Annotated in this window: 23 protein-coding genes, 1 tRNA gene and 1 pseudogene; 16 read left to right on the forward strand and 9 right to left on the reverse strand. The window is 65.9% G+C overall.

Going from position 1 to position 22,276, the window contains the following annotated elements:
- Positions 1-82 precede the first annotated feature (82 nt).
- Positions 83-364: pseudogene (locus ACFSGJ_RS07045) on the reverse strand (hypothetical protein); the annotation flags it as partial.
- 149 nt (positions 365-513) lie between these two features.
- Between ACFSGJ_RS07045 and ACFSGJ_RS07050 the strand changes: the two are divergent.
- The 7 genes from ACFSGJ_RS07050 (at position 514) to ACFSGJ_RS07080 (ending at position 7,036) form a co-directional block, all read left to right on the forward strand.
- Complete coding sequence (locus ACFSGJ_RS07050; RefSeq protein WP_390260286.1) at positions 514-1,431, forward strand: DMT family transporter; 918 nt, start codon at positions 514-516, stop codon at positions 1,429-1,431.
- Between the two features lie 87 nt (positions 1,432-1,518).
- A complete protein-coding gene (locus ACFSGJ_RS07055; RefSeq protein ID WP_390260287.1) occupies positions 1,519-2,601 on the forward strand; it encodes an OmpP1/FadL family transporter in 1,083 nt (360 codons plus the stop codon).
- A gap of 111 nt (positions 2,602-2,712) precedes the next feature.
- Positions 2,713-3,576 carry an ATPase gene (locus ACFSGJ_RS07060; RefSeq protein WP_390260288.1) on the forward strand — a complete coding sequence of 288 codons (864 nt, stop codon included), beginning with the start codon at positions 2,713-2,715 and terminating at the stop codon, positions 3,574-3,576.
- Positions 3,577-3,624: 48 nt separating this feature from the next.
- Entirely contained in the window at positions 3,625-4,542 is a 918-nt protein-coding gene (metA, locus tag ACFSGJ_RS07065; RefSeq protein ID WP_390260289.1) for a homoserine O-acetyltransferase MetA, read from the forward strand.
- Positions 4,517-5,521, forward strand: coding sequence for an alpha/beta fold hydrolase (locus tag ACFSGJ_RS07070; protein WP_390260290.1), 1,005 nt, complete (start codon positions 4,517-4,519; stop codon positions 5,519-5,521). The genes metA and ACFSGJ_RS07070 overlap by 26 nt, the downstream gene beginning before the upstream one ends.
- Before the next feature lie 26 nt (positions 5,522-5,547).
- The gene (ppk2, locus tag ACFSGJ_RS07075; RefSeq protein WP_390260291.1) at positions 5,548-6,426 is read left to right on the forward strand and encodes a polyphosphate kinase 2; all 879 of its coding nucleotides are present in this window, start codon (positions 5,548-5,550) and stop codon (positions 6,424-6,426) included.
- Positions 6,419-7,036, forward strand: a complete 618-nt coding sequence (locus tag ACFSGJ_RS07080; RefSeq protein WP_390260292.1) for a TetR/AcrR family transcriptional regulator — start codon at positions 6,419-6,421, stop codon at positions 7,034-7,036. The genes ppk2 and ACFSGJ_RS07080 overlap by 8 nt, the downstream gene beginning before the upstream one ends.
- Here ACFSGJ_RS07080 and ACFSGJ_RS07085 read toward each other — a convergent pair.
- The 6 genes from ACFSGJ_RS07085 to ACFSGJ_RS07110 all read right to left on the reverse strand — a co-directional run bounded on the left by ACFSGJ_RS07085 (position 7,033) and on the right by ACFSGJ_RS07110 (position 11,777).
- A complete protein-coding gene (locus ACFSGJ_RS07085) occupies positions 7,033-7,728 on the reverse strand; it encodes a hypothetical protein (protein WP_390260293.1) in 696 nt (231 codons plus the stop codon). The two genes, ACFSGJ_RS07080 and ACFSGJ_RS07085, sit on opposite strands and share 4 nt — an antisense overlap.
- 887 nt (positions 7,729-8,615) lie before the next feature.
- Positions 8,616-8,870, reverse strand: a complete 255-nt coding sequence (locus ACFSGJ_RS07090; protein ID WP_390260294.1) for a hypothetical protein — start codon at positions 8,868-8,870, stop codon at positions 8,616-8,618.
- A gap of 432 nt (positions 8,871-9,302) precedes the next feature.
- Positions 9,303-9,788, reverse strand: coding sequence for a 30S ribosomal protein S9 (gene rpsI / locus ACFSGJ_RS07095; protein WP_390260295.1), 486 nt, complete (start codon positions 9,786-9,788; stop codon positions 9,303-9,305).
- A 2-nt stretch (positions 9,789-9,790) separates the two neighbouring features.
- Positions 9,791-10,255: a 50S ribosomal protein L13 gene (gene rplM / locus ACFSGJ_RS07100; protein WP_390260748.1), complete on the reverse strand. Its 465-nt coding sequence runs from the start codon at positions 10,253-10,255 to the stop codon at positions 9,791-9,793.
- Positions 10,256-10,414: 159 nt separating this feature from the next.
- Entirely contained in the window at positions 10,415-11,197 is a 783-nt protein-coding gene (locus ACFSGJ_RS07105) for an SseB family protein (RefSeq protein WP_390260750.1), read from the reverse strand.
- On the reverse strand, positions 11,184-11,777 hold the full coding sequence (locus tag ACFSGJ_RS07110) for a uracil-DNA glycosylase family protein (RefSeq protein WP_390260296.1): 594 nt from the start codon (positions 11,775-11,777) through the stop codon (positions 11,184-11,186). The genes ACFSGJ_RS07105 and ACFSGJ_RS07110 overlap by 14 nt, the downstream gene beginning before the upstream one ends.
- Positions 11,778-11,868: 91 nt before the next feature.
- On the opposite strand from ACFSGJ_RS07110, the gene ACFSGJ_RS07115 reads away from it, so the two are divergent.
- The 6 genes from ACFSGJ_RS07115 to ACFSGJ_RS07140 all read left to right on the forward strand — a co-directional run bounded on the left by ACFSGJ_RS07115 (position 11,869) and on the right by ACFSGJ_RS07140 (position 18,123).
- Entirely contained in the window at positions 11,869-12,204 is a 336-nt protein-coding gene (locus ACFSGJ_RS07115; protein ID WP_390260297.1) for an ArsR/SmtB family transcription factor, read from the forward strand.
- On the forward strand, positions 12,197-13,276 hold the full coding sequence (locus ACFSGJ_RS07120) for a permease (RefSeq protein WP_390260298.1): 1,080 nt from the start codon (positions 12,197-12,199) through the stop codon (positions 13,274-13,276). The genes ACFSGJ_RS07115 and ACFSGJ_RS07120 overlap by 8 nt, the downstream gene beginning before the upstream one ends.
- A 128-nt stretch (positions 13,277-13,404) precedes the next feature.
- Entirely contained in the window at positions 13,405-14,064 is a 660-nt protein-coding gene (locus tag ACFSGJ_RS07125) for an ABC transporter ATP-binding protein (RefSeq protein WP_390260299.1), read from the forward strand.
- A complete protein-coding gene (locus ACFSGJ_RS07130; protein WP_390260300.1) occupies positions 14,042-15,712 on the forward strand; it encodes a KpsE/RkpR family capsule polysaccharide export protein in 1,671 nt (556 codons plus the stop codon). The genes ACFSGJ_RS07125 and ACFSGJ_RS07130 overlap by 23 nt, the downstream gene beginning before the upstream one ends.
- Before the next feature lie 8 nt (positions 15,713-15,720).
- Positions 15,721-16,554 (forward strand): 3-deoxy-8-phosphooctulonate synthase, encoded by an 834-nt coding sequence (kdsA, locus tag ACFSGJ_RS07135; protein ID WP_390260752.1) that lies wholly within the window; start codon positions 15,721-15,723, stop codon positions 16,552-16,554.
- 72 nt (positions 16,555-16,626) lie between these two features.
- Positions 16,627-18,123 (forward strand): phosphomannomutase/phosphoglucomutase, encoded by a 1,497-nt coding sequence (locus tag ACFSGJ_RS07140; protein ID WP_390260301.1) that lies wholly within the window; start codon positions 16,627-16,629, stop codon positions 18,121-18,123.
- A gap of 16 nt (positions 18,124-18,139) precedes the next feature.
- Here the strand turns inward: ACFSGJ_RS07140 and ACFSGJ_RS07145 are convergent, their stop codons facing one another.
- Positions 18,140-19,315, reverse strand: a complete 1,176-nt coding sequence (locus ACFSGJ_RS07145; RefSeq protein WP_390260302.1) for a BaiN/RdsA family NAD(P)/FAD-dependent oxidoreductase — start codon at positions 19,313-19,315, stop codon at positions 18,140-18,142.
- Positions 19,316-19,437: 122 nt separating this feature from the next.
- Here ACFSGJ_RS07145 and ACFSGJ_RS07150 point away from each other — a divergent pair.
- From ACFSGJ_RS07150 to ACFSGJ_RS07160, 3 genes are all read left to right on the forward strand, one after another.
- A tRNA-Gln gene (locus tag ACFSGJ_RS07150) sits at positions 19,438-19,512 on the forward strand.
- Between the two features lie 410 nt (positions 19,513-19,922).
- The gene (locus ACFSGJ_RS07155) at positions 19,923-20,834 is read left to right on the forward strand and encodes a polyprenyl synthetase family protein (protein ID WP_390260303.1); all 912 of its coding nucleotides are present in this window, start codon (positions 19,923-19,925) and stop codon (positions 20,832-20,834) included.
- Complete coding sequence (locus ACFSGJ_RS07160; protein WP_390260304.1) at positions 20,831-21,346, forward strand: sterol desaturase family protein; 516 nt, start codon at positions 20,831-20,833, stop codon at positions 21,344-21,346. The genes ACFSGJ_RS07155 and ACFSGJ_RS07160 overlap by 4 nt, the downstream gene beginning before the upstream one ends.
- Here ACFSGJ_RS07160 and ACFSGJ_RS07165 read toward each other — a convergent pair.
- Positions 21,334-22,275 carry a phytoene/squalene synthase family protein gene (locus ACFSGJ_RS07165; RefSeq protein WP_390260305.1) on the reverse strand — a complete coding sequence of 314 codons (942 nt, stop codon included), beginning with the start codon at positions 22,273-22,275 and terminating at the stop codon, positions 21,334-21,336. The two genes, ACFSGJ_RS07160 and ACFSGJ_RS07165, sit on opposite strands and share 13 nt — an antisense overlap.
- Position 22,276: the final 1 nt, after the last annotated feature.

Genomic DNA, 22,276 nt, shown 5'->3' on the forward strand with positions numbered 1-22,276 from the left:
CTTCAGTGAAAATCCCGGCCGGGAAAAGGAGCTTTGCCTGTTCCCGGGGGTGACGGGCGCTGCGGACGCTGCCTTGCACGGGGCGGATGATCTCGTCGACGCGTTTCCAGACGACGATGTTGGAGACGCCGGTCTCATTCTCGAGGGTCAGGAAGATCACGCCCGAGGCGGTCCCGGGACGCTGACGGGTGATGACCAGCCCGGCGACCGCCACGTGCCCGGAAGCCTGCGGCAGATCGCCATGGGCGAGAATGCGCCCCAGTCTTGGGCGCAGCAGTTCCATGGGATGGGCGCGCAGCGACAGACGCAGCGAGGGGTAATCCTCGACCGTTTCCTCGCCCGGCGTCATGGCCGGCAGGGTGACGGGAGCGCGGCCGTTCATCGAAGCCTTAGTTCACGATATTGGCGCGTGCTACTAGATCAATGCGCTAGCCGGGTTTAGAACAATCGAGTGGAATGACGCGCTGACGGGACGCCTGGGGGCGCGGCTTGGGGCGCGGTGGGAGGAAAATCATGGCCATAGTGAAACCGGCGCCTGCGCCTACGGATGTGCTGCGCGCTGCGCTCTGGATGTTCGGATCGGTCCTGTCGTTTTCCTCGATGGCGGTGGCGGCGCGGGCGCTTTCGGCCGACTTCGATACGTTCGAGATGATGCTCTATCGCTCGATCATCGGAATCGGCATCGTGCTGGTCGCCGCCTGGATCGCGGGCACCCTGCGCGAGATCACGACCGAGGCTTTCGGGCTTCAGGTCGTGCGCAACGTGAGCCACTTCACCGGGCAGAACCTGTGGTTTTTCGCGGTGACGGTGCTGCCGCTGGCGCAGGTGGTGGCGCTCGAATTCACGTCGCCGCTCTGGGTCATCATTCTGGCGCCGCTGTTTCTGGGGGAAAAGGTGACGGCGCTGCGCGTGGGTGCGGCGGCGCTGGGATTCGTCGGCATCCTGATCGTCGCGCGCCCGGATTTCGGGAATGTGGATGTGGGCGTCATGGCGGCGGCGGGGGCGGCGATCGGCTTTGCCGGATCGGCGGTCTTTACCAAGGTCCTGACGCAGCGCGTGACGATCACCGCGATTCTCTTCTGGCTCGTGACGCTGCAGGCGATCTTTGCGCTGGTCATCTCGGGGGCCGATGGCGACATCACCTGGCCGCGGGCGGAAAACTGGCCCTGGATCGGGGTGATCGGGACGGCGGGTCTTGTCGCGCATTTCTGCCTGACGCGCGCCCTTGGCCATGCGCCGGCGCTTGTCGTGCTGCCGCTCGATTTCGTCCGCCTGCCGCTGATCGCGCTGATCGGCGTCCTGCTTTACGCCGAGGCGCTGGAATGGCCCGTGGCGCTCGGGGCGGCCGTTATCCTGGGCGCGAACTTCATCAACATCTGGGCAGAATCGCGACGCACCAAAATGGGCAAAAAAATCGTGACGTCACCATGAAACTGACGTCGGGTCACGTTTGACGCGGCGGAACGACGCACCCTAGGCTGAGTGTATAAAAAAAACGCTCTGTAGGAAAAAACAACCATGAAAATAGCATTGGCTTCGGCCGGGGCGTTTGCGCTCTCGGCGACGGCTGCGCTGGCGACCGTGGAACGGTCGTCCCAGTCGGTAGGCATCCTGTTCGAGGAGGGTCGTTACCTCGAATTCGGGCTGACGCATGTGAACCCCTCGGTCAGCGGCAGCGTGGCGGGCGGCCTGCTGGAAAGCGGCGACATGACGCGGTCCTACACCTCGCTGTCCTTTGCGTTCAAGACGCCGCTGACGCCGGATCTCGACCTTGCGGTCATCGTCGATGAACCCATCGGCGCCGATGTCCGCTATCCGACCGGCACGGGTTATCCGATCGCAGGCTCGAACGCCGAGGTGAACAGCATCGGCGTCACCGGCATCCTGCGCTACCGCATCAACCCGAACATGAGCGTCTATGGTGGCCTGCGCGCCGTCCGCACCAACGGCGAGGTCGAACTCTTCCTGCCCGGCCCCGCGCAATATACCATGAGCGTGGATGACGACGTGGCCTTCGGCTGGCTGATCGGTGCCGCCTACGAGATCCCGCAATATGCGGCGCGGGTGGCGCTGACCTACAATTCGCGCATCAAGCATGAGTTCAACGCGACCGAGACCTTCGTCGGCCTCGCTCAGCTGGAAACCACCTTTGAAACCGTCATCCCGGAATCGGTGAACCTCGAATTCCAGACCGGTATCGCGCCCGACACGCTGCTGATGGGCGGGGTGCGCTGGGTGAAATGGACAGATTTCGACATCACGCCCCCGTTCTATGAATCGCAGACCGGCGGCACGCTGGTCGAATACAACACCGAGGCCGTGACCTATTCGATCGGCCTGGGCCGGCGGTTCAACGAGAACTGGTCCGGCGCGATCATGGCGAGCTATACGACCGACGGCTTCTCGCCCACCTCGAACCTCGGCCCGACCGACGGGCAGAGCAGCATCGGCCTCGCCGTCACCTATACGCAGGACAATTTCAAGATCATCAGCGGCCTGCGCTATATCGACCTCGGCGATGCGACCACGGTCAACCTGGGCGGGGACTTCAGCGGCAACCATGCTGTGGCGGCGGGCGTGCGCGTCGGCTACAGCTTCTGAAGGCTGACGGGCGGTGCGGGTCCCTTGGCAGGCCCGCATCCCGCCTGACCATCCCGCTTGACCGCGCGGCGGCGCTCTGCTTTGGCAGGGATAACGGCGGGCGGAGGCAGGATGATCTACGGCAGTGGCAACGAATGGCGCAGCGCCCCGCAGAAACGCGTGGCGCTGTTCGGCATGTCGGGACTGGGCAAGACGCATGTCTCGGCCCTGTTGCGGGGGTCGGGGGACTGGTTCCACTATTCCATCGATTACCGCATCGGCACCCGCTACATGGGCGAACACATCGCCGACAACTTCAAGCGCGAGGCGATGAAGGTCCCGCTCTTGCGGGAATTGCTGATGTCGGATTCGGTCTGCATCTCCTCGAACATCACCTTCGACAATCTCGCGCCGCTCTCGACCTATCTGGGCAAGCCGGGCGATCCGGCGCGGGGCGGCCTGCCCTTTGACGAATACATGAAGCGGCAGGACCAGCATCGCACGGCGGAAATGGCGGCGCTGCTCGACACGCCTCATTTCATCGAACGGGCGCAGGCGATCTATGGCTATCCGCATTTCGTCTGCGACACCGGCGGCTCGATCTGCGAGGTGGTGGACCCTGAAAACCCCGCCGACCCGGTGCTGACCGCCCTGTCGCGCAACCTGCTGATGGTCTGGATCGAAGGATCGGACACGCATACGGACGAGCTGATCCGCCGTTTCGACAAGGCGCCGAAGCCGATGTATTACCAGCCCGACTTCCTTCACCGGACCTGGGCGCAGTATCTCGACCGGACCGGACTGCCCCCCGATGGCGTCGACCCCGACGCCTTTGTCCGCTGGGCCTATGCGCAGGCGCTGGCGCATCGGCAGCCGCGCTATGCCGCGATGGCGCGGAACTGGGGCATCAGCGTCACCGCCGGGGAAATCGCGCAGGTCACGACGGTGGCCGGGTTTGACGACCTGATCGCCGCGCGGCTCGACCAGCGGGGTTGAGCCTGCCGCGAAACGGGCATATCTGCCGATCCTTGAAAGGAAGAAGCCATGCCCATCACCCTGCCCGAATCCCTCCCCGCCTTTGACGTGCTCTCGCGCGAGGGCGTGATGGTGATGTCGGATATCCGCGCCGCCCGGCAGGACATCCGGCCCTTGCGGATCGGGCTGCTGAACCTCATGCCGAAGAAGATCCAGACCGAGACGCAGTTCGCCCGGCTGATCGGCGCGACGCCCTTGCAGATCGACCTGTCGCTGATCCGCATGACCGAGCATGAGACGAAGAACACGGCGGCCGAGCATATGGCCGAATTCTACCGCCCCTTTGCCGAGGTGCGCGAGGAACGCTTTGACGGGCTGATCATCACCGGCGCCCCGGTCGAACATCTGCCCTATGAGGCCGTGACCTACTGGGACGAACTGGCCGAGGTCTTTGCCTGGACCCAGACCCATGTTCATTCGACCTTCGGCGTCTGCTGGGGCGGGATGGCGATGATCAACCATTTCCACGGTGTGCAGAAACACCTGCTGGAGGACAAGGCCTTCGGCTGTTTCCGGCACCGCAACCTTGCCCCGGCCTCGCCCTATCTGCGGGGATTTTCCGACGACCTGCTGATCCCGGTCAGCCGCTGGACGGAAATCCGGCAGTCAGAGGTCGATGCCCGTCCGGGCCTGACGACGCTTCTGGGCAGCGATCAGGTCGGCCCCTGTCTGGTCGAGGATGCGGCGCATCGCGCGCTCTATATCTTCAACCATCTCGAATATGACAGCGGCACGCTGAAAGAGGAATACGACCGCGACGTGGCGGCGGGCAAGGCGATCCGGGTGCCGGTCAACTATTATCCCGATGACGATCCCGCGAAGACGCCGATGAACCGCTGGCGCAGCCACGCGCATCTTCTATATGGCAACTGGATCAACGAGATATATCAGACCACGCCCTATGACCTCGCCGAAATCGGCCGCTAGGCTTCTCGCGCTTGTGGCAGCCCTCCTGCTGGCGGGCTGCGCCGCCACGATCAACGGTCGCGCAGAACAGCGCGAACGCGAGGCCGAGGCGATGTATCCCCCGACCGGCCAGATCCTGAACGTCGACGGCGTGCAGGTCCATGCCCATGTCGAAGGGTTCGGCCCGGACCTGGTGCTGCTGCATGGCGCCAGCGGGAACACGCGCGATTTCACCTTCAGCCTTGTCGAACAGTTGCGCGACGACTACCGCGTCATCGTCTTTGACCGCCCCGGCCATGGCTGGACCGACTTCATCGGCGAAGAGCCGAACGCGAGCCCCATCGCCCAGGCCGACCTGCTGCGCGCCGCCGCCGACCAGCTTGGGGCGCGCCACCCCATCGTTCTTGGCCACAGCTATGGCGCGTCGGTCGCGATGGCCTGGGCGCTGCGCGACCCGGACGGGCCGGCCGCGCTGGTGATCGTGTCGGGCACCACCTATCCCTGGCCGGGCGAATTCGGGCGCTGGTATCCCTTTATCCGCAGCCGTTTCGGCGAAGGAACGGTCATCCCGCTCATCACCGGCTATGCGCCCTATGGCAAGGCGGAAGACTGGATCATGCGCGGCCTCTTCAACCCGCAAGAGGTCCCGCCCGGCTATGCCGACTATATCGGCGTGGGTCTTGCGGCGCGCCGCGAAAGCTTTCGCGCCAATACCCATCAGGTCGGCGCGCTGAAGCCGTATCTCGCCTATATGGCGCCCTATTATCCGCAGCTCCGCCAGCCGATCGAGATCCTGCATGGCAATCGCGACCGCATCGTGGGGCTGGAACTCAACTCGCTCGCCATGGTGTCGCAGGTGCCGACGGCGCATCTGCGCGTCCTGAACGGGATCGGGCATATGCCGCATCACGCCGCCCCGGCCGAGGTCGTGGCCGCCATCGACCGCGCCGCCGAACGTGCCGGCCTGCGCGAGTTGCACAAGGTCCGCCAAACGCGCTAGTCACGGGGACCGACCAAGGAGCCGCCATGACCCTGCCTTTCGACGGTGCGATTTCCGACTACCTCGCCCGGGGCGCGCCGCCACCGGTGCGCGACGCGCTGAAGGATGCGCGGGACAAGGACATCGTGACGCCCGGCTACCCCTATCCGCGCTGGATGGACAAGGCCGCCTATGAGTCAGAGCTGGGCGCGCTCCAGCTTGAACTCGTCAAGCTTCAGCATTGGGTCAGGACGACCGGCGCGCGCGTGGTCATCATCTTCGAGGGGCGCGATACCGCCGGCAAGGGCGGCGCGATTTCCCGCTTCACGGCCAACCTCAACCCCCGCGTGGCCCGGATCGAGGCCCTGGACAAACCCAGCGATGCCGAGGCGCGGCAATGGTATTTCCAGCGCTATATCGAGCGTCTGCCCCAGGCCGGCCGGATGACCCTCTTTGACCGCAGCTGGTATAACCGCGGCGTTCTGGAACCGGTCTTCGGCTTTTGCACCGAGGCGGAACGCGCGCGGTTCTTCACCCAGCTTCCGGCGGTCGAGGCGATGCTGGTCGAGGAGGGCATGTATCTCGTGAAGCTCTGGCTCGAGATCGGGCGGGCGGAACAGCTGCGGCGGATGCTGGCGCGGGAACAGGACCCTCTCAAGCAATGGAAGCTCAGCGCGATCGACGTCGAGGGCCTGCGCAAATGGGATGCCTACAGCGCGGCGATTTCCGATACGCTCGCCCGCAGCCATTTCGACTTTGCGCCCTGGACCGTCATTCTGGCGGACGACAAGTATCGCGCGCGGCTGGCGGTGATCCGGCATGTGCTGTCGGTCATCGCCTATGACGGGCGGGACATGGGCGTCGTGGGCGGGCCCGATCCCGCGATCTGCGGCGGGCCCGACATCCGCGCAGCGACCGATGCCTAAGCGCGGCTATCACCACGGCAACCTGCGCCAGGCGCTGGTCGAGGCCGCGCTGGAACTGATCCGCGAAAAAAGTCCGCAGGGCTTCACGCTCTCCGAGGCCGCCAAGGCTGCCGGCGTCACGCCCGCGGCTGTCTACCGCCATTTTGCCGGGCGCGAGGATCTGATCGCCGAATGTGCGACGCAGGGGTTCGAGATCTTTTCGGACCTGATGGATTACGCCTTCAACAAGGGCCAGCCCTCGGCGCTGGCGGCGTTCGAGGCGACGGGTCGCGCCTATCTCGCCTTCGCGCGGCGCTATCCGGGGCATTACATGGCGATGTTCGAAAGCGGGGTTTCCCACAGCCAGACCCCGGAACTCGCCGCCGCCGCCGCCCGGGCCAACCGGGTTCTGGAACGCGCGGCCGAGGCGTTGTCGCAGCATATCCCGCGCGAAAAACGCCCGCCGGCGGCCATGTTCTCGGCCCATATCTGGGCGATGAGCCATGGCGTGGTCGAGCTTTACGCCCGCGCCGCGCCCGGCACCCGCACGCCCTTTTCGCCCGAAGATCTGCTGGAAACCGGCATCGGCATCTACATGCGCGGGCTGGGCCTGCTGCCGCCCGACAGCTAGCGGTAAAGCAGCGCAAGGCTGCGGCCCATCCCAAAACGGTCGAGGGCCCGGACGACAAGAAACGCCGGGATCGCAGCGACGGGCCGCGCAAGGATCAGAACCGGCTGCCCGGCCCGCAGATAGGGCAAAACCGTGATGAGCAGCGGTTCCGGTGCGATCGGTTCCCGAAGCTGACAAAGCAAGACCGGCATGCTTTGCGAAAACCCGGACACCGCAACAGGGGCAAGTTCGGTGACTTGGGACCGGTTCGTTGGTGGGGGAATCATGCTGCCGGGGTGATCGACCGGCCAGATGCGACCCCAGCCGGCGATAGGCTCAAGCCCCTGATCGGGTTCGCTCGCCTCGGGCCGGGGCGCGTCACCAGCCGCAGATGGCACGAACCCTGCGATCTGATGGGAGAGTTCCGCCAGAAGCCGCGCTCGTTCATCTGCTGCCCCCTCGGGATCGGAACCTTCCGCGAGCTGCGAACCAGCCGATCCGCCGACCTCTCCCAGCCGCACCCGCGCTCGACGAACATCACCCGCCCCCGCGCGAACCACCCGCGCCGTACCGAACCCGGGAACAGCCGCTATCCGGACCGAGAGCGGCATCTGCCATCGACCGGCCACGAAATGCGCAAGCAACCGCTCCTGCCAGCCGGAAATACCTTCGGCCAATGGCCGACCGGCCGAAACCGCGGGGTTCATGATCATCGATGTCACCTCCCGCAGTGTACCCCGCGAACCCGCGGAGTTGATACGTCTCCCGATCTGCAGCCGTCTAGCAGGATCGCTTCTGAAAATCCGCCTGCTTTCGGAATTGACTGATCCTGCCCCGCTCCGGGCGCGGATGGAAGCGTATGTCCGGCAGCACGCGGGCTGACGCGGCGTCGGGGAGGATCACCACGCCCTCATGACGTATGTCCCACCCGCGCTCGCGGAACTGATGCGGCACTGTTCATGCTGGCGGCCTCGGGCGGGCATATGCTGCACATAGACGGAGCTTTCGTTCCACTACGCGCCGCGCCGCAGCCCTTCTCGCACCAGTTCGTCCCGTGCGCGGGGTTCTGCCCTGGCGAGCGCCGGTGCCTGTGTATCCAGCGGGTAAGTCCCTTGCGCGGGAGGTATGCCGATGCAGATGATGGGCGGGTGGACTGGTAGCCGCAAGTCCAGCGCGCGCAGGGAGTGTGCCTCGGTCCGGGCCGGCCCGGCGCCTGTCGCAATCGTAAGTCCCGCGCGCGGGGGGGTCTGCCTATAGCGAGATCGGGAACGGGTTGTGCGATCAGCTAATCCCGTACGCGGCCTCTCATTGATTGGCTATGACAACCTGCAGAACACACCGCGGTCTTTTCACGCCCGGGCCGGGCTGATCTCGATTGACGGTCCTTCCGCAACACCTTCTCTGCGCGACGGGTTCACGGGACACGCGATGCTCAGAAATGGCACCTCAACCACATTCCCGCGCGTTTGGCGCTTAGGTCGCGATTGCTTGCGGCCAGAAGGCCGCAAGGGCGTTCCCGTCACGCTCAGTTACAGCACCCGGCTGCACAACTGATCGGGGCCTGACGCTACTCGGGACAATTCCGGCCTGAGGCCCCGCCTCAGCGAAAGACGCTCTCGATCGCGATGCCGCGCTGGCGAAGTTCGGCGTAGAGCGCGGGCAGAACCCTCGTCTGGTGGATCGCTGACCGCAGCGCGTCCCCGAGCCGATGCTCGCTGATCCCCGGGCTTGCAACCCGCCAGATCAGCCGGCGCGCGACGCCATCGTCAAAGTAGATCTCATACCCCTCGGCGTTCTTGCGCATACCAAGGGAAGGCCCCCCAAAGGGGCTGTGGTAATCGGTAAGACGGGCCATTTTTGGTCTCTGGTCTTGACTGCTCTGGCGGCAGCATGACGAATCAGCACGGTCTTCGTCAATCTTGTGGACTACATTTCCTCGTGATCTGTTGCTCCGGTTGAACGGTCGATTGAACTTGGCGGTCCGACAGGCAAGCGGCTGGGCGGGCGCGGATGCCTGGCGATTCTTGATGGGCACGGTCACCCTTGCACAGATCGGTAAACCGACCGTCAAGCTGAGCCCGAAAAAAGCCGCTGCGCCATGAAAAAAGCGCAGCCCTTGCGCCCTCACATCCGCCCAAATGCCCCAAGCAGGATGCGCTTCAGGGGCCTGCGATCCGCGTGAGATTCGCCTTCCAGCCTCCAGCTTGGGCCTGCGCGAAAAACGAAAAAGCCCCGCAGAATTGCGGGGCCTTTCCAGAAACTTGCCTGCTGTGATGCAGGTTCCGGCTTAACGCTTGGAGAACTGGAAGCTCCGGCGGGCCTTGGCCTTACCGTATTTCTTCCGCTCGACCACACGGGCGTCGCGGGTCAGGAAGCCTGCCGCCTTGAGCGCGCCGCGCAGCGAGGGTTCGTAAAGCTGCAGCGCCTTGGAGATGCCGTGCTTGACCGCACCGGCCTGACCCGACAGACCGCCGCCCTTGACGGTGGCCATCACGTCGAACTGGCCTTCGACATTGGCGACCTGGAACGGCTGGCGCAGGATCATCTGCAGCACGGGACGGGCGAAGTACTCGTTGATCGGCTTGCCGTTCACGATGACCTTGCCGTTGCCCGGCTTGATCCAGACGCGGGCGACCGCGTCTTTCCGCTTGCCGGTCGCGTAGGAACGGCCCTGTGCGTCGCGCACGGGTTCACGGGGGGCCTCGGCCTCGGCGGCGGGGGTGCCCGAAACGACCGACTTCAGATCGTCGAGGGATTTGATGTCTTCGGCCATGATCATGCGCTCCGCGTGTTTTTCGGGTTCAGCGGCTTGAGGTCGAGCACTTCGGGCTGCTGCGCCTCATGCGGATGCTCGGCGCCGGCATAGATGCGCAGGTTGGTCATCTGCTGGCGCGACAGCTTGCCACCGGGCAGCATCCGCTTGATGGCCTTTTCGATCACGCGCTCGGGGTGGTCGCCTTCGAGGATCTGGCGCGCGGTGCGCTGCTTGATCCCGCCGGGATGGCCGGTGTGCCAGTAATAGACCTTGTCGTTGCGCTTGTTACCGGTCATCTGCACCTTGTCGGCGTTGATGATGATAACGTTGTCGCCCATGTCCATGTGGGGGGTGAAGGTCGCCTTGTGCTTGCCGCGCAGGCGCATGGCGACGATAGAGGCGAGGCGGCCCAGAACGATGCCTTCGGCGTCGATCAGGATCCACTTCTTCTCAATCTCCGCCGGTTTTGCGGTATAGGTTTTCATTGCTCGCCCTATTTCGAGAGAAACGGTCAGAAGGCGCGCCAAGGCCCGCCCAGGATGGCGGTGTTCTACAGTACGTCAGTTTCGCGTCAAGTGTTACATGCCATATAAAAGGTAGCAAAATCATATTGTTAAAAAATAGGTATCAAGATACCCCAAAATTCACCGCAGTTTCGGCGGCTTCGTCGGGTCCATTCCCGGCGGAGGTGGCGGCGCGGACCCCGGCAGCTCCGGCTCCGGCAGGTCGAACCGCAGCCCGGCCCGCGCTAGCGAGGCCGCGACGGGTTCATGCGCCTTGAAGAAGGCCACGTCCATCTCGCCGGCCTCGATGCCGGAAAAGGTCAGCGCCTCGGCGGCGGCGCGGGCCAGCGGACCCTCGGCACCATCGGCCGCGTCGATGAAGGCGAGCATGTGGCCATGGCGCCCGCCCTCATACCGGACCGCCGCGAGATAGGCAAAGCGCGCCAGCCCGCCCGCCCGCGCGAGCTTGGCGTCAAGCGCGGTCAAAAGCGCCTCTGGCAGGCCCTTGGGCGGCAGAACCTCTTCCGGGCGCGCCTCGATCTCGGACGGGGCGTTGCCCAGCGTCTGCGCCAGCCAGTCCACCGCATCCGCCGGCACGATCATCGAGGACGGCGCAACCCCGAGGTTGAGCCCCAGCCCGATCCCCTGCCCCGCCAGCAGCCGCGCGACCACCCGCCCCGGCAGCGCGGCATAGGGCGCCGGGGCGCCGACGAACTCGGCCAGCCGGTCCTCCCGGTCAAAGACCAGCACGACATCGCCATCCTCGAGAGAAAACACCCGGGGCGTCAGCGTCTCGCCCTCGGCCTCGCTTTCCAGCAGCAGGAAAAGCTCTCCATCGGCCAGACGTTCATAGAACCGGAGCCGGGCTGCATCGTCCTCGGGCGCCGTTTCCATCGCGGCATGGACGGTATCAAGCGGCGTCATCATCCAGGACCTTTCGCAGATGGGCGCGCAGTTCGGGCAGAAGCTCGGCCTCGAACCACGGGTTTTTCCGGGCCCAACCCGTAGTGCGCCAGGACGGATGCGGCAAGGGCCAGCGCGACGGTGCATGGTCGCGCCAGCGACTGACGGTTTCGGTGACGCTTGCGCGGGTTTTCAGATGCCAGCGCTGGGAATAGGCGCCGACCAGCAGCATCATCCGCAGGCCGGGCATCGCCTGCATCACCCGGTCGTGCCATGTCGCGGCGCAAAGCGGCGGCGGTGGAAGGTCGGAGCCCTTGGCGTCATAGCCGGGAAAGCAGAAGGCCATCGGCACCACGGCCACGCGGTCGCGGTCATAGAACTCGGCCTCGGTCATCCCCAGCCAGCCGCGCAACCGCACGCCCGAGGCATCGGCAAAGGGCCGGCCGGCCGCATGCACCCGCATTCCCGGCGCCTGCCCCGCGATCAGGATACGCGCGCCGGGCCGGAACCACGGCACGGGCCGGGGCTGATGGGCGGTCGCCGTGGCGGCAAAGCGCCCGGCGCACAGGCGGCAGGAAGTGATCTCGTCGGTCAGGGTCATGGCCCCCAGCTAGGTGCACCGGGGGCAGAAGAAAAGCGGGGGCAGAAGAAAAGGGATTGCGACGAATCGATATTTCTATAATTATAGAATCATGAAAGCGAACCATGTCCTCCCCCCCGAAGAAGCCGCCCTGTCCTTTGCTGCACTGGGATCGGAACAGCGCCTGTCCGTTCTCCGCACCCTCGTCCGCGCCGGCCCCGAGGGGCTGAGCATCGGCGATCTGGGCGCGCGCTGCGGCATCACCGGCTCGACTCTGACCTTCCACGTCAAGACGCTGGCGCAGGCGGGGTTGGTGACGCAGCAACGGCAGGGGCGCCAGATCATCTGCGCGGCGGCCCATGCCGGCATCCGCCGCCTGTCCGATTTCCTGCTGTCGGAATGTTGCGCCGACAGCCCCACCCCGCATGAGGATCACATCCATGGCTGACGCCGGTTCACACAGCCACGACGGGCATCACGACCCCAGTCCTGATCACAGTCACGACCACGGTCATGGCGCGCGACGCGGCGTCGACAAGGTGGTGATCGCCATTCTTGCCATTCCGGTCCTGCTGGCGCTCTTCGATCCGATGCAGGTGCGCCCCGCCCTTGTCGGCGCAGCCGGGGCACTGGCGGGGACCTTGCCCTATATCCTCTTTGCGGTGATCGCGGTGGCCTGGCTCAAGGCGGCCGAGGCCGAGGGGCTGGTCGCGCGCGCCTTTCAGGGGCATGAGCTGCGGATGATCCTGCTCGCGGCCATGGTGGGCGGCCTCGCGCCGTTCTGCTCGTGTGAGATCATACCGCTCATCGCCGCGCTGCTGGCGCTGGGGGCGCCCCTTTCGGCGGTGATGGCGCTCTGGCTCGCCTCGCCCCTGATGGACCCGGCGATGTTCGCGGTGACGGCGGGCGGGCTGGGGCTCGACTTTGCGCTGGCGAAGACCGCCGCGGCCATCGGGATCGGGATCGGCGGCGGGCTGATCGTGCGCGCCTTTGCGGCAAGCCCGGTCTTTGCCGATCCGTTGCGCAAGGGACCGGCGCCGAAGGCGTCCTGCTGTGGCGGCGGAACCCCGCGCGGGTTGACGGTGCGCCCCGAATGGCGGTTCTGGACGGACGCGGGCCGCCGGACGGTCTTTGGACGGACCGCAGCGGAACAGTTCCTCTTTCTGCTGAAGTGGCTGGCGCTGGCCTATCTGCTGCAATCGCTGATGCTTGCCTATGTCCCGGCCGAGATGATCGTCGCGACGCTTGGCGGCGAGGGTCTGCGGCCCGTGCTGCTGGCGGCGCTGGTGGGGGCACCCGCCTATCTGAACGGCTATGCGGCGGTCCCGCTGGTGGCCGGGATGGTCGAACAGGGCATGAGCCCCGGCGCGGCGATGGCGTTTGTCGTGGCCGGCGGCATCAGCTGCATCCCGGCGGCGGTGGCAGTCTGGGCGCTGGTCAAACCCCGCGTCTTTGCCGCTTATCTCGGCATCGCGCTTGGCGGTGCCGTTATTGCGGGCAGCCTGTGGCAGATGGCCTAGGCGGGCAAATGCCGCAGTGCAACACGACGGTTGTCAACGGATACGGCCTTGGCGCATAATGGGTCGTCGGGAAATATGTATGTCCGGCAATTACATGTCCCGCGCTTAATGCGCCAAAGTTGTATCGAATGCTCGAATTCACCAATGTCAGCAAATCCTTCTGGACCGGCAAACAGAGGAAGGTGATCCTCGACCGTGCGTCGTTCCGGGTCGAGCTTGGCAATTCGCTTGGCATTCTTGCACCGAACGGCACCGGCAAGACGACCGTCATCAACATGATGGCGGGGCTGGAAAAACCCGATGAGGGCACGATCCGCCGGCTGTGCCGCATCTCTTTCCCGCTGGGCTTCATGGGCGGGGTGATCGCCAGACATTCCGGCAAGGAAAACGCCCGCTACATCGCGCGGCTCTACGGGCTCGACCCCGACTATGTCGAGGCGTTCTCGCGCTGGCTCTGCGACATCGCTGAATATTACGACATGCCCGTCGGCACCTACAGCCAGGGGATGAAGTCACGATTCAACCTGTCGCTTCTGCTGGCGATCGAGTTCGACATCTACCTGATCGACGAAGGGATGCCCGCCACGACCGACGTGCATTTCAACCAGCGCGCCGGGTCCATCCTGCGCGAAAGGCTGCACAATTCGACTGTCGTGATCGTGTCGCATCAATCGGCCACGCTGGAACAGTTCTGCCGCAGCGCCGCTGTCCTGCGGGATGGCCAACTTCATATGTTCGACACGCTGGAAGAGGCGAAAGAGCTTTATGACTATCAAACCCAGGGCTAAGCGGTTCCGCACCGGGCGCACGGGAGCCGAAGGCAACCAGGCCGCGCCCGGAACCGGCGCAGCCGACGCCGCAGCACAGGATGCGTCCGAGCGTGAGGCCGAACTGGCCGCGATCCGGGCCGAGGGGCTGACCGACCGTCAGTTGGCCCGCGCGATGCAACTGGCCGAAAAGGAAGGGTTGTCGCCCGCCTCGGATATCGACGCGGTGCGCCTGCTGCGCGCCCGGGGCATCGACCCGTTCCACCGGGATCAGGCGCTCAAGGTCGTGGCCTCGGCGGAAAAGAAGGGCGCACCCGCCCAAAAGGCCGATGAAAAGCAGGCGGAGGCGCAGAAACCCCCGCAACCGCGCCGCAACCGCAGGAACGACGCGGCCGAAGAGGATTTTCTGGCCGCAGGTCCGGGGACCGATGTGCTGCGGCTCGATGGCGACCGGCTGCCGCAGAAATTCGCGCCCCCGTCCCCGCCGGGTCGCCCCTCGGCCCCCTCGGCCGAGGATGAGCGTGCGCGCCAGATCCTGCAGATCCAGCGCGACATCGCGCGGCGCAGGCGCCGGCGGATGGTGCTGCTGGTGGCGCAGCTGTTCTTCTTCGTTCTGATCCCGACGATCATCGGCGGGTTCTATTACTTCCGCGTGGCGACCCCGCTTTACGCGACCAATACCGAAATGGTGATCCAGCAGGCGGACGGGGCGTCGCATTCGGCGCTTGGCGGGCTCTTTTCCGGCTCGGGGCTGGCGACCTCGCAGGATTCCGTGACCGTGCAGGGCTATCTGCAATCGCGTGAGGCGATGATGCGGCTGGATCAGGAACTCGGGTTCCGCGAACATTTCTCGGCCGAGAGCATCGACCCGATCCACCGGCTCGCCCCGGATGCGACGAACGAATCCGCCTATCGCCTGTATCGGCGGATGGTGCGGATCGGCTATGACCCGACCGAGGGCGTCATCAAGATGGAGGTGATCGCCGCGGACCCGGCCATGGCGCGCGACTTTTCGCTCGCCCTGATCCGCTATGCCGAGGAACAGGTCGACCAGCTGACCCAGCGCCTGCGCGAAGACCAGATGAGCGGCGCCATCGCCAGCCATGAGGATGCCGAGGCACGGATGCTGGAGGCGCAGCAGCGCGTCGTCGAGCTGCAGCAATCCTACGAGGTTCTGTCGAGCGACATGGAGGTCGGGCTTCTGACCACCCAGCTTTCCAACCTTGAGACGCAGCTGACGCAGGACCGGCTTGCCCTGCAGGAGCTTCTGGCCAACCCGAACCCGAACCGGGCCCGGGTCGACCCGCTGGAACGCCGCATCGCCTCGCTTGAATCGGAGATCGCCACGGTCCGGTCACGCCTGACGCGGGACGGCAGCGAGGGCGGCCTCTCGCTCGCCCGTATCCAGAGCGAGCTTGTCGTCGCCCAGTCCAATGTGCAGACGCGCCAGATGATGCTGGCGCAATCGCTGCAACAGCTTGAAACCGCGCGGATCGAGGCGAACCGGCAGGTGCGCTATCTGTCGCTGGGCGTCAGCCCCGTCGCCCCGGATGAGGCGACCTATCCCCGCGCGGTCGAGAACACGGCGCTGGTCTTTCTGATCTTCGGCGGCATATTCCTGATGTTGACGCTGACAGCGGCGGTGCTGAGGGAACAGGTATCTGCATGACGACTGAAATGAAGCGGGTCGCGATCGGCCCGGTCACGGCCGCAAACGACCTGCCGCTGACGGTGATCGCCGGCCCCTGCCAGCTCGAAAGCGCGGATCACGCCCAGATGATCGCGGGCCGCATGGCCGGGATCTGCGCGACGCTCGGCCTCGGCTATGTGTTCAAGGCGAGCTATGACAAGGCGAACCGCACCTCGCTTTCGGGCCGGCGTGGCCTGGGGATGGACAAGGGGCTCGAAATCCTGTCGGGCATCCGCGCGGCCATCGGCTGCCCGGTACTGACGGACGTGCATGAACCGGGCCATTGCGCGCCCGTGGCCGAGGCGGTCGATGTGCTGCAGATCCCGGCCTTCCTGTCCCGCCAGACCGACCTTTTGCTGGCCGCCGGGGAAACCGGTGCGGCGGTGAACATCAAGAAGGGGCAGTTCCTTGCCCCCTGGGACATGCCGAATGTCGCGGCCAAGGTCGCCTCGACCGGAAACGAACGCATCCTGCTGACCGAGCGCGGAAGCTCGTTCGGCTACAACACCCTCGTCACCGACATGCGCGGGCTGCCGCAGATGGCGGCCACTGGCTATCCGGTCATCATGGACGCAACCCATGCGGTGCAGCAGCCCGGCGGTCTGGGCGGCGCATCGGGCGGGCAGCGGGAATTCGCGCCGGTCCTGGCGCGCGCGGCCGTCAGTCTCGGCATCGCCGGCGTCTTCATCGAGACGCATGAGGACCCGGACCGCGCGCCGTCGGACGGGCCGAACATGATCGCGCTCGACCAGATGGAGCGGGTTCTCGAAACCCTTGCCGCCTTTGACGCGTTGGCCAAGGCCCGCCCGATCCGCCTTTGACCCCCTTCCGATTTCGACCTGACCAAACCGCCTCTGCCCATACCGACTCTGACCGAAACAAGCCGAGAGTTCATGATGAAACCCATCCCTTCCGTCACGCCGAACACCTGGTCCTTCCTGCGCGACGCGATGATCGCGCCCACCGGTTTCCGCGAATATGACGCGCGCTGGAAATATCCGCAGGAAATCAACCTGCCCGGGATGACGGCGCTTGGCCTCGGCCTTGGCACGCAGATGCACAAGCGCGGGCTGGAGCCGGTGATCGCGGTCGGGAACGACTATCGCGACTACTCGCTCGCCATCAAGAACGCGCTGGTGCTGGGGCTGATGCAGGCAGGCATCCACGTCAAGGATATCGGCCCGGCGCTGTCGCCGATGGCCTATTTCGCGCAGTTCCATCTGGATGTGCCGGCGGTGGCGATGGTCACGGCCAGCCACAACCCGAACGGCTGGACGGGGGTCAAGATGGGCTTTGACCGCCCGCTGACCCATGGCCCCGATGAAATGGCCGAACTGCGCGACATCGTCATGGGCGGCCTGGGCGAAACGCGCGCGGGCGGACGCTATGAATTCGTCGATGGCGTCAAGGAGGCATATCTCGACGATCTGGCGGGCGATTTCAAACTGTCGCGCCCGCTCAAGATCGTCTGCGCGACAGGCAACGGCACCGCGTCGGCCTTTGCGCCCGAGTTGCTGCGCCGTCTGGGTGCCGAGGTCGTGCCGCTGCATAATGAGCTCGACTACACCTTCCCGAACTACAACCCGAACCCCGAAGCGCTGGAAATGCTGCATGACATGGCCCATGCGGTCAAAGCCTCGGGCGCGGACCTTGCGCTTGGCTTTGACGGCGACGGCGACCGCTGCGGCGTCGTGGACGATGAGGGTGAAGAGATCTTTGCCGACAAGGTCGGCGTCATCATGGCGCGCGACCTGATCAAGATCTATCCGGGATCGACCTTCGTGGCCGATGTGAAATCGACCGGGCTTTTTGCCTCGGACCCGGTGCTGAAGGAACATGGCGCCAAGGCCGATTACTGGAAGACCGGCCACAGCCACATGAAGCGCCGGGTGCGCGAGATCGGCGCGCTGGCGGGGTTCGAGAAGTCGGGCCACTATTTCCTGTCGGGCGCCATCGGGCGCGGCTTCGACTGCGGGATGCGCGTCGCGGTCGAGATATGCAAGCTGATGGACCGCAACCCCGAGATGAAATTCTCCGACCTGCGCAAGGCCCTGCCCGTCACCTATTCCTCGCCCACCATGTCGCCCTATTGCGCCGATGGCGAGAAATATCAGGTGCTGGAGCGGCTGGTCGAAAAGCTCGTCGCGCGTGCGGATGAGGGCGGCACCCTCGGCGGCCGCAAGATCGAGACGGTGGTGACCGTGAACGGCGCGCGGGTGATCCTCGACAACGGGGGCTGGGGTCTGGTGCGGGCTTCGTCCAACACGCCGAACCTGGTGGTCGTCTGCGAAAGCCCCGAAAGCCACGATGAACTGCGCGCGATTTTCGAGGATATCGACGCGGTGATCCGGACCGAGCCTTCGGTCGGCGATTACGACCAGACGCTTTGACCTGCTGCGGGGCGGGTCAGACCGCCTGCCCCGCCGCCCATCCCGATGACCAGGCCCACTGGAAGTTGTAGCCACCCAGCCAGCCGGTCACGTCCACCACCTCACCGATGAAATAAAGGCCCGGCACCGCCCGCGCCTCCATGGTGCGGGCGTCCAGATCGCGCGTGTCGACGCCGCCCAGCGTCACCTCGGCCGTGCGGTAGCCCTCGGACCCGTTGGGCTTGACCTCCCACTCCGTCACGGCGGCGGTCAATGCGGCCATCGCCGCCTTGGGCTGGTCGGCCAGATTGCCCTTCAGCGCCAGCCGCTCGGCCACCACCTGTGCCAGCCGTTCGGGCAGGATCCGCGCCAGCGCCGTCTTGACCGCGATCCGCCCCTGCGACGCCTTGATCGCGGCAAGATCCGCGGCCACGTCGCGATCCGCGGCAAGGTTGACACGCAGGCTGTCCCCCTCGCGCCAGTAAGAAGATATCTGCAGGATCGAGGGCCCGGAGAGGCCGCGATGAGTGAACAAAAGGCCTTCCTGAAACCCGGCCTTGCCGCAGGACACCCGCGCGGGGACCGAGATGCCGGCGAGGGGGCGCAAAGGTTCCAGAACCTCGGGCCCGAAGGTCAGCGGCACAAGCCCCGGCCGCGTTTCCACCAGCCGCAGCCCGAACTGTTCCGCAATGCGATAGCCAAGGCCCGTCGCCCCCATCTTGGGGATCGACTTGCCGCCCGTCGCCACGACCAGACGCGGGGCACGGAACCCGCCGTCGTCGGTCCGGACCACAAAGCTGCCGTCATGGCCGATCTCGCGCGGGGCCACGCCCAGCCGCAGCACCCCTCCGGCCGCTGCAAGATCGCGCAGCAGCATGTCCACGATCTGCCGGGCCGAGCCGTCGCAGAACAGCTGCCCCAGCGTCTTTTCATGCCACGCGATTCCGGCCGCGTTCACCCGGGCGATGAAATCGTGCTGCGTGTAGCGCCGCAGCGCCGAAAGCGCAAAGCGCGGGTTCTGCGACAGGAATCGCTCCGGCGCGATCTGGAGATTGGTGAAGTTGCAGCGCCCCCCGCCCGAGATGCGGATCTTTTCGCCGGGCGCCTTTGCATGATCCAGAACCACGACGCGACGCCCCCGCCGCGCCGCCTCGATCGCGCAGAAAAGACCGGCGGCACCCGCCCCAAGCACTATGACATCAAGGTTTTCCATGGCCCCGGCTTACCGGTCCGCGCCGTTCCGGACAATGTCACATTTCACGTGATTAATGTCACATTTCGCGTGATTTTGGTCTTGCGGCACCCCGCACCCTTGGCTAAATACCGCCGCAGAGTTGGGGCGTGGCCAAGTGGTAAGGCATCGGTTTTTGGTACCGTGTACCGTAGGTTCGAATCCTACCGCCCCAGCCAACTTCACCGGACCAGGGATATAAGGCGCTCAGCCCGCTGCGCATCGTCGCGTTGACGGCCCGTTTCCATGCGGCCAGACCTTCGACGCGCCGGGCGTTGTCGAGGGCGTTCCTGCCGCACATACTGCCGATGGGTTTCGGCACCGGGCGGATCATGCGCAGCCCGGCGCGCCGCCATTCCACCGTCGCTGGCCCGTCCGGATCGGAACGATGCGCGGGCAAAGATGCGCGTTCTTCAATAATTACGCTCGTTCATGTTCGTTTTTCGTGTCAGGATGGGCGCAGGATCACACGTATCCGTGAAACGTGACCGGGCTGCACAATTCTCTGCGTTGATTTTGGACAATCCCGTATCATCATGTCACGCAACCAAGAGGACGGCCCGCAGCGGCCGCCACCAGGGAGAGACTTTTGCGAGATACGACCGAAGCCTTTTCGCGCCCCCGCGCGACTCCGGCCCTCGGCCTGTTGGACCAGTTCGAGACCGAGCTTGCGGCCCGCCTGCCTGCCTCCGGCCCAGCCCCGCGCCTGATCGAGGCGATGGATTACGTCCTGATGGCGCCGTCCAAGCGGTTCCGGGCCGGCCTTGTGCTGTTGCTGGCCGAAGCGGCGGATGTGCCGCGCGCGGCGGCCCTCGACCTCGCGGCGGCGATCGAGATGCTGCATGGCGCCTCGCTGATCTTTGACGACCTGCCCTGCATGGACGACGCGCCCCTGCGGCGCGGCCGGGCCAGTGCCCATGCGCAGTTCGGCGAAAGCGTGGCGGTGCTGGCCGGCATATCGCTTTTGTCGCTGGCCTATGAGGTGGTCGCGACTTCGGCCGATATTCCGGCGGACCGGCGGGCGGCGATTGTCGCGCTGCTGACGGGGTCGGTCGGCCATGCGGGGCTGAGCGCGGGACAGGACCTTGACCTGCACGGCGATCCGTCGGGCGGCGTCGGCGCGGTCACGGTGGCGCACAGGCTCAAGACCGGGTCGCTGTTTCTCGCATCGGTGCGGGCCGTGGCTGCGCTGGCCGATCTGCCGCCCCCACAGACCGAGGCGCTTTGCCGTTTCGCCGATGCGCTGGGGCTTGCGTTTCAGGCCTATGACGATCTGATCGACCTCGCCGCCGGCGCCGAGGCCGAGGCGGCGCATGGCAAGACCACCCAGCGGGATGGCACGCGGCTGGCCCTGACACAGGTTCTTGAACGGGCCCAGATCGCGGCGCTTTACGCCGCCCGGGTGGCCGAGGTCGAAACGGCCCTCACGGAAACCGGGCTGGACGTCGGACCCTTGCGGGATTATGTCGGGCAGATGCTGGCACGGAGGCTTCCGGCATGAACGTCCTGATAAATGTCCTGCTTGTTCTCGGCACCGTCGCGCTGATGGAATTCGTCGCCTATGCGACCCATCGCTGGGTGATGCACGGCCCCCTGGGCTGGCGCTGGCACAAATCGCACCATGAGGAAACCCACGGGCCGTTTGAGAAGAACGACCTCTATGCGGTCTGTTTCGCGGTCGTGGCCATCGCGCTCTTCGCGGCCGGATCGCTCTGGTGGGGGCGGCTCACGTGGATCGCGACCGGCGTGACGCTTTACGGGCTGATCTATTTCATTGTGCATGACGGGCTGGTGCATCAGCGCTGGCCGTTCCGCTATGTGCCGCGCAAGGGCTATCTGCGCCGTCTTTATCAGGCGCACCGGCTGCATCACGCGGTCGAGGGGCGCGAGGGCTGCGTGTCCTTCGGCTTTATCTATGCGCCGCCCGTGCCGGACCTGAAGCGTCAGTTGCAGGGCAACAAGTCCATCCGACCGGAGCTGAGGCCCGAGGTTTCCCCCCGTCAGGATGTCTGATCGCCCGGGCTTCGCGGCCGGGTCCACAGGCCTTCGCGCGGCGTTTCGCGGGCCGGCAGGCGGCTTGCTGCCGCGTCGCCCAGGCCGCTGACCACAAGACGAAGCTTTTCCCCCGTTCCGGTCGAGACGCGGCCCGACAGCGCCGCAGGCCCCGCCTGACGCAGGCGGACCCCGATCTGGCGATAGATCCGCGCGGCCGAGGCGATCCCCCAGGCACAACCCGGCGGCAGTGCGCGGATGCCCACGCGTGCCGAGGCGTAATAGGGTTCGGCCATGTCCAGAAGGCGCAGCACCAGCGGAAAGACCGCCGGATCCGGCGCTTCGGGGTCAAGCCGGACCCCCGCCTCAGCCAGCCAGTCAGCCGGCAGATAGGCGCGGCCGGCGCGCGCATCCTCCTGCACATCGCGGGCGATATTGGTCAGTTGGAACGCGAGCCCCAGATCGCAGGCGCGGTCCAGCACCACCGGATCGCGCACCCCCATGATCCGCGCCATCATCACCCCCACCACGCCGGCGACATGATAGCTGTAGCGCAGCGTATCCTCGATGCTGACAAAGGGCCGCCGCTCGACATCCCAGCGGAACCCCTCCAGCAGATCGCGGGGCCAGGCATCGGGAAAGTCGTGACGCGCGGCGACCCGGGCCAGCGCCGCGAAGGGCGGGTCGAGACCATCTGCCCCCGCCAGCGCGGCGGCGGTCTGATCCTCCAGTCGCGCAAGCCGCAAAAGCTGTTCCGCCTGCGGCGGTTCGCGCAAGGCGCCGCCCATGTCCTGCCCGTCGATCATGTCGTCGCAGTGGCGGCACCAGCCATAGAGCAGCATCGCATCGCGCCGGGCAGCCCGCGGCATGACCCGCGCCGCCATGGCGAAGCTGCTCGACCCCGCGGCCATCTGGGCGCGTGCCCACTCCTCCAGCGCCGCATCACCCATG

The sequence above is a fragment of the Halodurantibacterium flavum genome (genome assembly GCF_042681825.1).
Lineage (GTDB): Bacteria > Pseudomonadota > Alphaproteobacteria > Rhodobacterales > Rhodobacteraceae > Halodurantibacterium > Halodurantibacterium flavum.